The 10,091-nt window shown below is 43.9% G+C and carries 9 protein-coding genes and 1 tRNA gene; 7 read left to right on the top strand and 3 right to left on the bottom strand.

Going from position 1 to position 10,091, the window contains the following annotated elements:
• The 7 genes from ACKI5J_RS07455 to ACKI5J_RS07425 form a co-directional block, all read left to right on the top strand.
• A partial coding sequence (locus ACKI5J_RS07455; RefSeq protein WP_407428081.1) for a bifunctional aspartate transaminase/aspartate 4-decarboxylase occupies window positions 1–864 on the top strand: 864 nt, incomplete at its 5' end.
• Window positions 865–890: 26 nt separating this feature from the next.
• Window positions 891–1,940 carry a type II asparaginase gene (locus ACKI5J_RS07450; RefSeq protein WP_407428079.1) on the top strand — a complete coding sequence of 350 codons (1,050 nt, stop codon included), beginning with the start codon at window positions 891–893 and terminating at the stop codon, window positions 1,938–1,940.
• A 62-nt stretch (window positions 1,941–2,002) separates the two neighbouring features.
• Complete coding sequence (locus tag ACKI5J_RS07445) at window positions 2,003–3,193, top strand: porin (protein ID WP_407428077.1); 1,191 nt, start codon at window positions 2,003–2,005, stop codon at window positions 3,191–3,193.
• Between the two features lie 70 nt (window positions 3,194–3,263).
• The gene (locus tag ACKI5J_RS07440; protein ID WP_407428075.1) at window positions 3,264–4,664 is read left to right on the top strand and encodes a TolC family protein; all 1,401 of its coding nucleotides are present in this window, start codon (window positions 3,264–3,266) and stop codon (window positions 4,662–4,664) included.
• On the top strand, window positions 4,664–5,653 hold the full coding sequence (locus ACKI5J_RS07435; protein WP_407428073.1) for an HlyD family secretion protein: 990 nt from the start codon (window positions 4,664–4,666) through the stop codon (window positions 5,651–5,653). The genes ACKI5J_RS07440 and ACKI5J_RS07435 overlap by 1 nt, the downstream gene beginning before the upstream one ends.
• Window positions 5,653–6,837 (top strand): ABC transporter permease, encoded by a 1,185-nt coding sequence (locus ACKI5J_RS07430; protein WP_407428071.1) that lies wholly within the window; start codon window positions 5,653–5,655, stop codon window positions 6,835–6,837. The genes ACKI5J_RS07435 and ACKI5J_RS07430 overlap by 1 nt, the downstream gene beginning before the upstream one ends.
• Window positions 6,806–7,969, top strand: coding sequence for an ABC transporter permease (locus ACKI5J_RS07425; protein WP_407428069.1), 1,164 nt, complete (start codon window positions 6,806–6,808; stop codon window positions 7,967–7,969). The genes ACKI5J_RS07430 and ACKI5J_RS07425 overlap by 32 nt, the downstream gene beginning before the upstream one ends.
• Window positions 7,970–8,031: 62 nt before the next feature.
• Here the strand turns inward: ACKI5J_RS07425 and ACKI5J_RS07420 are convergent.
• The 3 genes from ACKI5J_RS07420 to ACKI5J_RS07410 form a co-directional block, all read right to left on the bottom strand.
• Window positions 8,032–8,119, bottom strand: a tRNA-Ser gene (locus ACKI5J_RS07420).
• A gap of 61 nt (window positions 8,120–8,180) precedes the next feature.
• Window positions 8,181–9,227 carry an asparaginase gene (locus ACKI5J_RS07415; RefSeq protein ID WP_407428067.1) on the bottom strand — a complete coding sequence of 349 codons (1,047 nt, stop codon included), beginning with the start codon at window positions 9,225–9,227 and terminating at the stop codon, window positions 8,181–8,183.
• 49 nt (window positions 9,228–9,276) lie between these two features.
• Entirely contained in the window at window positions 9,277–10,041 is a 765-nt protein-coding gene (locus tag ACKI5J_RS07410) for a TatD family hydrolase (protein ID WP_407428065.1), read from the bottom strand.
• Window positions 10,042–10,091 lie beyond the last annotated feature (50 nt).

Here is a 10,091-nt window from a genome sequence, read left to right as displayed (position 1 = left end):
GATATAAAGATCGCTTTTGTGGTCAATCCAAGTAATCCACCTTCAACCGCACTTCCGGCAAAAAATTTAAAACGTATTGCAGACATCGTAAAAAATCATAACCCGGGTCTGATGGTGGTTACCGATGATGTATACGGTACTTTTGTGCCAGGTTTTGTATCTCTTATGGCTGCACTACCTTACAACACCATTACGGTTTATTCCTTTTCTAAATATTTCGGTTGTACAGGATGGCGGCTAGGAGCTATTGCCCTGAACCAGAAAAATGTCTTTGATGATAAAATTGCAGCACTTGGCGACGAACAAAAGCAAGCCCTATACAAAAGGTATAGGACGCTGACTTTGCAGCCTGAAAAAATCAAATTTATTGACCGGATGGTGGCAGATAGCAGGCAGGTGGCTTTAAATCACACTGCAGGTTTATCGCTTCCCCAGCAATTTCAGATGATGCTGTTTTCTTCCTTCGGATTACTCGATACCAACAATACATACAAGAAACTAACTCAGGATCTGATAACTACACGATTGAAATTGTTATGGGATGGTATGGGAGTCGAGATTGTGCCTGACCCAATGCGGGCAGGTTATTATTCAGGGATCGATGTGATGGTAGGAGCACTGCATTTCTATGGACCTGAACTTGCACAATGGCTTGAAGATAATTTCGAGCCTTTAGATGTCGTATTTCGTCTAGCCGAGAAAACATCAATTGTCTTGTTAAATGGTGGTGGATTTGCCGGGCCAAAATGGAGCATCCGTGTTTCACTGGCCAACCTGCCAACAGAAAGTTACTACGTGATCGGAACGCGCATTCGCGAAATCCTGCTCGAATATGTTAACGCCTGGGAAGCTTCCAAAAAATAACTCATCTGTAATTTGAACCTTTTATTATGAAAAAGCTATTTCTGTTCTGGTTTTTGCTTATAATAAGCATATCTCTCTTTGCTCAAACGCTACCCAGGATAAAAATCCTGGCTACAGGCGGAACAATTGCTGGTCAAGGTGCTTCTGCCGATCGGTCTGCCTATACCTCAGGGGCCTTACCTATTAAAGACCTCATTGCTGCTGTTCCTGGCATCGATAAACTAGCCATTATTTCAGGCGAACAGATTTCGAATGTGGGCAGCCAGGACATGAGCGTGGCTATCTGGATCAAACTGAATCAGAGAATCAATGAAATATATAAAAACAATGAAGCAGACGGAGTGGTGATTACCCACGGGACCGACACCCAGGAAGAAACGGCTTACTTCCTTTCCCTGACTGTCCGTTATGACAAACCTGTGGTACTTACCGGCTCCATGCGGCCCGCAACGGCAATAAGTGCTGATGGCCCAAAAAACCTTTATGATGCGGTTGCGCTGGCTGCTTCGAAAGAAGCCGCGAACAGCGGCGTGCTGCTGGTATTTAGTGAGAGCATCTTTTCAGGAAGAGAAGCCGTCAAAACGAGTACCACCCATGTGGAAGCTTTCACCGCACCAAACAGTGGTCCAATCGGACAAATATATGATGGCAAAGTAGTCATGTATCAGTCCCCGATTAGGAAAGCCAATAAAAATACGCCATTTGACATTACGGGACTGACTTCCCTGCCAGAGGTGGCGATAGTGGAGTTATATGCAGATGCCCCGCCGACAGCAATTAATGCCTATGTTGCGGCAGGGGTAAAAGGCATAGTTACCGGCGGGCTGGGCAACGGAAATCTGAATAAAGCGAATACGGCAGCCGTTGCCGCTGCGGTTAAAAGAGGAGTCCCGGTAGTTAGGGCCTCAAGGATATATTCTGGTAGAGTAACCCTGCTGGATGAAACAGATGACGAGAAACTGGGCACTATTGTATCGGATGATCTGATTCCGCAAAAAGCACGTATTTTATTAATGCTCGGGCTCACGCAAACACGTGATAAGAAACAGTTACAAGAATACTTCTTTATGTACTAGCTCTTCAACCGGGGGAATTGCCCCCCGTGTTAATTTCCTGTCTCATTATAAAATACAAGATTATGAAAGGATTTACAGTGCTATTGTTGTGTTTCGTTTCCGCAAAACTTTGCGCTCAACAGGACAAACAGTCTGATACTTCGGTGAACCATCCTGTTCCCTTAATTACAGCGACTAAAGCCGATCTCCTAAATAATGTGGATGTAATTGTAAACACCCAGGTAGCGTTAAACAATTATTTTAAGGATGGCAAATACTCCAGCAGCCAGTTTGCGGTAAATCAGTTCAGGCTCGAAATCAAAGGAAAAATATTCAAGGACAAAGTGTATTTCAGATTTCGCGACAGATACACCAAAGATCCGGAAACGCAATCAGTAGATCACATTTCCAGTTCCACAGACCTGGCCTTTGTCGGTTATAATCTATCTGACCGTACGAGCATTACGGTTGGCAAAATGTGTGCAGCCTGGGGAGGGTATGAATTCGATATGAACCCTATCGACATTTATGAGTACAATGATATCGTTGAAAATGCCGATAATTTTTTAACCGGAGTACAGTTCACCTGGATGGCCTCACCTGATCATACCCTATCTGCTCAGATACTGAACTCGAGAACGAAAACCTATACAGAACTCTACGAGAATGTCCCTGAAATGGAGGAAGCGAAATTTCCGGCGGCTTATGTAGCCTCCTGGAACGGTAGTTTCCTGGAAGGCAAATTTCAGACCCTCTGGAGCTTCAGCGTCTTTCAGGAAGCCAATAAGAATGACAAGCCGGTAAATATGTATTATACAGCCATAGGCAATCAATTCAGGTCGAAAAACTGGCTGCTTCAATATGACTTCAAGTGGAGCAGTGAAGAGTTGGACCGTACAGGAGTAGTTAGTTCATTGATTCCCGAGAACGTATTAGGTCATGCGGCGCAACATGTTGATTATAAGGAACACTGGCTCCGGATTGTGTATTCTGCAAACCAGCAGTGGAAGCTTTCTGCTATAGGCATGGTGAGTAACGCACGGTGGAAGGATATAACCGATCAAACGGCTTCCTCCAAAACGCTGAGGACATCATGGGGTGTAATTCCGTCTGTTGAGTTTTATCCTATCGAAAATTACAACCTCAAATTTTTCGCTACATATGTGGGGAGGTATTTAAAATACAATAGTTATTCCAAAACGACTCTTGGTCAAACCAATAATAATCCCAGCAGATTTATGATCGGGATAATTTCTCCGCTACTGATCTTGTAAATCAATCGATAAATAGCTTATGTCAATAATCTTGAGAAGTGTTAGGCATGTGATATTTTTGTTGTGGTTTTTGCCAGTAATAGGTTTCTGCCAAAATACGACTCTGCAAAAATGCCTGAGTATTGCAAGCGAGAACAATATTTCGGTTAAACAAGCGAGATCTGCACTGTTATCCAGCAACTATAACTTGCAGGCGGAAAGAAAGAATTACCTGCCTAAGGTTGATCTGCTGTCCAGCTATACTTACCTGAGCAGTCCTTTGAGGGTAAATTTACAGACTGTCCGGGATGGCGTTGTAGAGGGATCCTCTATTCAAAGCGTTAATGCCGCAAATGAAGTGTTCAAAGAAGTTACCGGTAATGATTTGTCACAAGCCGCTCAGGATCGTATTTATAATACCTCCAGGAGCATTATGGACGGGATCTACCCCGACTATAATCCCAGCTTAAGTAAGCAATCTTATCTTGTGGCGGGTGTGGGTGTAAGACAGCCCATTTTTCTGGGAAGAAAACTCGACGATGCCGGCAACCTGGCTGAGTCTCTCGTCGCTTCTGCTGGTATCAACGTTGAGCTTGTTAATAAAGAAGTCGATTTTTTAATTGCCACCTTATACCTGCGCTTTCTATACCTGAACACCCTCTTTAATAAGCAACAGTTAATGGTGGATGCCTTAATAAACAACAACAACTATGCACAGGAGCTGGTAAAAAACCAAATACTTGCTCCTTATCAGAAGAGCTGGACTAAGGTAATATTAACACAAGCCGCTAGCCAGCTGAACAACATCAAGCTGGATCAGCAAAATACTCATATAGAGCTTAACAAGGCACTCGGTGTTCCATTAGACTCCATAATAGTCATTACAGACACCTTAAAATATACGGCTATTGAGCCGTATGAACCTGAAGGCGAGTTTTGGGAATCTAATCCTCTATACAAAATGGCCGGCAGTAAGGTTTCGTATGCTCAAACCGCAGAGAGGATCAGTAAGTCGTTTTCTTTGCCTAACATTTTTGCCATCGGTAACTACAATTTGTACCAACGCGATCTGCCACTTCTTATGCCCGACTGGTTTGTCGGTGTAGAACTACAATGGAATCTTTTTAATGGGCAAACGAGAAAAAGAACACTTGCCGCCCGGCAACTGATAGATGAAGCAAAACTTGCAGAAGAAAATGCGCAATTGCGTATACAAGTTCTATCCACAGTTGCAAGAAACAAGATGAGATCCCTTCACAATGAAGTTGCTTCGTTGGATAGTGCCAGAAAGGAGGCACATACTACAACTCATCTGATCACTGAACGTATGAAGAACCAGCTCTCTTCGCCAAAAGATGTCAATGATGCTCTAATGATTGAAATGGAAGTTGAAAAAGGCTATTATTTAGCGGTGTTCAGCTACTTTCTAGCTGCAGCCGAATATTTCAACAGTTTGGGTAAGCCCCAACAAATAACGCAATATATCAAGTAATGAAAGATCTCCTGAAAAGCTATTGGCCCCTGCTCATACCCCTGTTTGTGGTAATCATTGCATTGTTTTTCTTTCTCAAGAATAATGAAAACGATGAAAACAACTTTGTTGGCATGGTAGATGCCTCAAGTGTAGACGTAGCAGCCGAATTTCCCGGCAGATTGGATTCGTTGCTTGTTGAACAGGGCGATACAGTAAGATCAGGACAGCTGGTTGCGATACTGCGTTCAAGCGAGATAGATGCCATAAAAGCTCAGGGCCTGGCTGCTATTGAAGCAGCTAAAGGTCAACAGGAGCTATTAACTAATGGAGCAAGACCAGAGCTGATCGAAGCTTCCTCCAAACTCTATCAAATCAGCCAGGAACAATACAACCTGTTTAATACGACTTATCAACGCATGCAACGCTTATATGCTGCTGATGTGATATCCGGACAAGAGAAAGACGTGTTCTACTTCAGGTATCAGGCGGCACAGAAGGAAATGGAGACTGCCGCTCTCAACTTAGAAATGCTTAAGAATGGTGCAAGGCCGGAAATGCTCAAAACAGCTAACGCGATAGTAGAACAAGCAGAAAAGGCTTATGAACTCACAAAGGTCTTAAGCGAAAATACCAGGGTTTATGCCCCGGCGGACGGAGTGATCTCCAGTTTGGTTACACATCAGGGTGAGATTGTTTCTATAGGGTACCCCATGATGACCATCGAAAAAAAGAACTCCACCCTGCTACGTTTTAACGTTAGGCAAGACAAAGCCAATTTGTTAAAATTAGGAGCAGTAGCATCCGTGAGAGTGCCCGGCTGTGAACCGGAGACTTTCCCAGTTAAAGTAACCTCCATTTCACCAACACTTGAATTTGCCAATTGGGTGCCCTCAAAAGACAAGGGAGAGTTTGAACTCCGAACGTTTACGATAGAACTTAAGCCCGAAAACCAGTCACAGATAAGAGGATTACGCTCGGGTATGACTGCATCATTAATTCTGCCGTAATGAATCATTTTGCCTATTTGATAGTTAGGGAATGGAAGCGCATTTTCGGCCTAAAGGTATTTTACCTGGTGATGTTGGTCGTGCCTGTGTTACTGTTTTCATTCTACGCATTAATTTACCAGAAAGAAGAAGCCAAACATCTGTCAGTGGCCATATGGGATGATGACCGAAGTCCGGTTAGCCGGCAACTCATCTTTCTTCTTGAACAGCGAGACGCGTTAAACATTACCAGAAGAGTAAATAGCGAGGCTGAGGTTGAAAGACTCATACAGCAAGGCAAAATAATGGGAGCCATACATTTCCCTGGAAATATGCAAACCGATATTTACAGCAGACATGCGGTCAATGTCACGCTATATACCAACGCAGCCTATCTGGTGCCCGCGAAAATGATTTATAAGGCAGTCGCCGAAGTCGTCATCACGGGAGGAGCAGGCGTAATATTGAATAAACTAGTAAAAACAGGCATGGAAGCCGATCAGGCTATGGCACTTGCTAATCCGGTAAAACTGAACTCTTATCAGCTTTATAACTCGAGTTACAATTATCAGGAGTATCTGGTTCCTGGATTGATAACCGTGGGCATGCAAATGATTCTGATCATAAGTAGTATGCTCGCTCTGAATTACGAATGGAAGACAGAAACGATGCAGGAGTTATATGAGTTGTCCAATGGCTCTGCCCTGACGGTGATTACCGCTAAAACGATTGCCCATTTGGTGGTTAGCTGGGTTAATTTCGTACTTATCGCCTTCGTCGTATTTCCCTTCTTTGATATCGGAGTTCCCGCCGCTACATTCAAATTCTTTATTATTTATTCATTTCTGTCTGTGGCCTGCATCGGAATAGGCATGTTTATTTCCGCTTTGTTCAAAGATGTGATGTTATCAGGTGATACCGCATTGTTCTATACTTCTCCGGCTTTCGTCTTTAGCGGGTTTACGTTTCCAAGGTGGGCCATGCCATGGTATGACCAGTACTATGCCACCATTATGCCATATACGCCATTCCTTGACGCATTTTTCAAGGTCTATTACATGGATCTGCCGTTTCATTATGCACAAGCAGATGTAAACAGGCTTCTTCTGTTTTGTGCAGTAATGTTCCCAACGGCAGTTCTTTTATTCCAACGGCAGCTTAATACCATTTCAGATGAAAAAACAATCGGGGCAGTCCATAATTAATCTCCTTTTGAGGGAGGCCGCTCTTGTGGCAAAAGACCATAGCTTGCTGCTGACCCTTCTGATGGCACCATTACTGTATGCTTTTTTTTATGGGAGCATCTACATGAATAAAGAAGAACAGAATGTAAGGCTTGCCGTTGTTGATGATGATCGTTCCAGATTTTCCAGGTTGCTGCAACAAAATATCGACAACTCCCCCATGGTTGAGCTGGTTCATTTCCCTAATCTGGAGGAAGCCAAAGAACAGATGTACCGCGGTGACTGTCAGGGGTACTTTTACATTCCAAAAGGCACGGAATCAAATTTACTGACCTTAAAGCAGAGCAATGTCGTTCTTGCCGTAAATGCAGCCAGGTTCCTTCCTTCAAGTGATATCTTAACCAACGTGCAGCAAATATGCCTTACCGTCGGCGCCGGCGTACGTCTGCAGTATTTCGAGAAGAGCGAAGGCATGAGCACAACGATGGCAATGGCTAATGTAATGCCGGTAAACCTGGATTACAGACCTATGTTCAATGAGAGATCAAGCTATGGTGCATTCCTGCTACCCGGACTGCTGGCATTAATTTTACAACAAACCTTATTAATAGGTTTATCAGAAAGTGTTGCAGGAGAGCGGCAACATGCACGTATCGGCGAGTGGCTAAACGGAGGTACATCAACCGGTATCTGGGGAAAAGGACTTTTTTACCTGGTCCTGTTTTCGGCTTATGCCTTTTTCTTTCTTAATGTAAACTACCGACTGCTTAATTTGCCGATGCGCGGCAATGGATTCGAACTGGCTATCCTGTTTATGCTTTTTATCCTAACGCTGATTCCCCTTGCCCAGTTGATAGGTTCACTATTTAAATCGCAATTGCTTTGCCTGCAAATGATGGCATTTTCTACATACCCCATATTTCTGATCTCAGGATATAGCTGGCCATTTGAATCACTTCCGCGAGTGGCCCAATGGATTTCAATGACATTGCCTACGACACCATTCTTCAACATTTATAATGCGATTGTGCAATCAGGCGCCGGCCTATTTAGCCAGATGGGTGACTTAGTTCATCTATCGGCGCTAACGCTATTCTATAGTGCTTTGGCGTATTATCGGTTCAAGACATTAAAAACAGCGGTAAAGGAGTGACCATACCCCTACAGAAACAGAAAAAACAAAAAAGCGCTGAAGTCAGCGCTTTTTCACTCATGCGGAGAGGGAGGGATTCGAACCCTCGATACCCTTTTGAGGTATACACACTTTCCAGGCGTGCTCTTTCGACCACTCAGACACCTCTCCTTTGGTGGGACGCAAAACTAAGAATTTCCGTCAAAACTAACCAAGCTTTGCAAAATAAATATTAAAATACCGTTTTAGACGAAACAGGTGAGGTTTTACTCAGCTCTCCGCGTAGGTTGGTTTCCAACAAATGCGTAATGCGCTCCGCTGTAAAGCCCCTTCCCAGCAAAAACATAAGCTTCGTAACAGCCGCCTCATACGTCATGTCAAAACCACTGGCCACGCCCATATCCTTCAGCGGACGGCTGGTTTCATATCTCCCGAGTTCTACTGTGCCTACTTTACACTGAGATATATCCAGAACAACCTTTCCCTTATCAATGGCCGATTGCAGACATTTCAGGAACCATTCATCAGTAGATGTATTACCGGCACCAAACGTTTCCAGAATAATCGCATCCGTAGCTGAATTGACAATGGCCTTGACAGTCTCCTGGCTAATGCCCGGATAAAGTTTCAACACGGCGATGGCATTATTCAGCTTCTTATGCACCCTGAAAATACACTCGTCACATTTCCTGATGCTCGAATCATTGTATCGCAGATGAACACCAGCCTCTGCAAGCACCGGATAATTAGGTGACCTGAAAGCTTCAAACTTCGCCGAATTATATTTGAATGCGCGGTTTCCCCTAAAAAGCTGGAAGTCAAAATAAATACAAACCTCCGGCACACGCGCCTTGCCATTCTGCTTCGCCGAAGCAATCTCAAGAGCCGTTATAAGGTTTTCCTTAGCATCTGTACGTATCTCCCCTATCGGAAGCTGAGACCCCGTGAAGATTACCGGCTTATTTAATCCCTCCAACATGAAGCTCAGTGCGGAGGCCGTAAAGGCCATCGTGTCAGATCCGTGAAGAACTACAAAGCCGTCATATAAAGCATAATTACGCTCTATAATATCTGCAAGCTCTATCCAGACCTCCGGTGTCATGTTCGAAGAGTCAATAATCTCAGCAAAAGAGTGAACCGTTATCTCATAATTCAGGCGCCTTAATTCCGGAACATTCTCAGTAATTAAGTTGAAGTCAAGAGGCATTAACGTACCCGTAACCTTGTCCTGAACCATACCTATGGTTCCCCCGGTATAAATAATGAGTACCTTTGTCATCTTAGCTCAGCTCTGTTTTTTTGTTAAAGATAAAAAAGGAATGCATTTATCAAATACCAAATATTCTTTTTGAATTCTCAGTAGTGACAGCAGCGACCTCCTCAATCCGTAAATTTTTGATCGCCGCAACCTTTGCAGCGATGTATGGCAAGTAACTGCTTTCGTTCGTTTTACCTCTGAAAGGAACCGGTGCCAAATATGGAGAATCAGTTTCCAAAACAATATGATGCAGGTCAATCTCTTGCACCACCTTGTCGAGCCCTGAATTCTTATAGGTCAATACTCCGCCGATCCCCAGATAAAAGCCCAGCTCCAGTATACGATGGGCCTGCTCCAGAGTTCCCGAAAAACAATGAAAAATTCCCCTCAGCTTTTCATCCCTTTCTTCCAGCAGAATTTTATAGACCTCATCAAAAGCCTCACGGCAATGAATCACGATCGGAAGATCCAGATCCTTTGCCCACTTGATCTGCTTGCGGAAAGCATCCTGCTGTTGAACAAGTGTTGACTTATCCCAGTACAGGTCAATCCCGATCTCACCAATGGCGACCACACCGGGCAGCCTGCTGTTCTCCAAGAACTTCAGTTCCTCCAGGTAATTTTCTTTAACATGGCATGGATGAAGCCCGATCATCGGAAAACAATGTTCAGGATATTCATTCGTTAAACCAGCCACCAGTTCCAGTGACTCGCTGTCTACATTGGGCAGGAATAGCCTCGTTACATCATTCTCAAAGCAACGATCCATTAATAACTTCCGGCCTTCCGTATCCGTTTCATAGTAAAGGTGCGTATGCGTATCAGTAAAAATCATTAATGCAAATATCGTTCATTAGAAACAAAAAAGCCGCTTCAGTAAACTGA

This window comes from Arcticibacter sp., from assembly GCF_045629565.1.
Taxonomy (GTDB): Bacteria; Bacteroidota; Bacteroidia; order Sphingobacteriales; family Sphingobacteriaceae; genus Arcticibacter.
Note: the sequence above shows the minus strand (reverse complement) of the source record. Positions and strands in the feature narration are given on the sequence as shown.

Bases quoted from the DNA above. Each gene is read 5' to 3' on its own strand.
- ACKI5J_RS07445 (WP_407428077.1), top strand. From the start codon at position 2,003: ATGAAAGGATTTACAGTGCTATTGTTGTGTTTCGTTTCCGCAAAACTT.
- ACKI5J_RS07435 (WP_407428073.1), top strand. From the start codon at position 4,664: ATGAAAGATCTCCTGAAAAGCTATTGGCCCCTGCTCATACCCCTGTTT.
- ACKI5J_RS07410 (WP_407428065.1), bottom strand. From the start codon at position 10,041: ATGATTTTTACTGATACGCATACGCACCTTTACTATGAAACGGATACG.
- ACKI5J_RS07415 (WP_407428067.1), bottom strand. From the start codon at position 9,227: ATGACAAAGGTACTCATTATTTATACCGGGGGAACCATAGGTATGGTT.
- ACKI5J_RS07425 (WP_407428069.1), top strand. From the start codon at position 6,806: ATGAAAAAACAATCGGGGCAGTCCATAATTAATCTCCTTTTGAGGGAG.
- ACKI5J_RS07450 (WP_407428079.1), top strand. From the start codon at position 891: ATGAAAAAGCTATTTCTGTTCTGGTTTTTGCTTATAATAAGCATATCT.
- ACKI5J_RS07430 (WP_407428071.1), top strand. From the start codon at position 5,653: ATGAATCATTTTGCCTATTTGATAGTTAGGGAATGGAAGCGCATTTTC.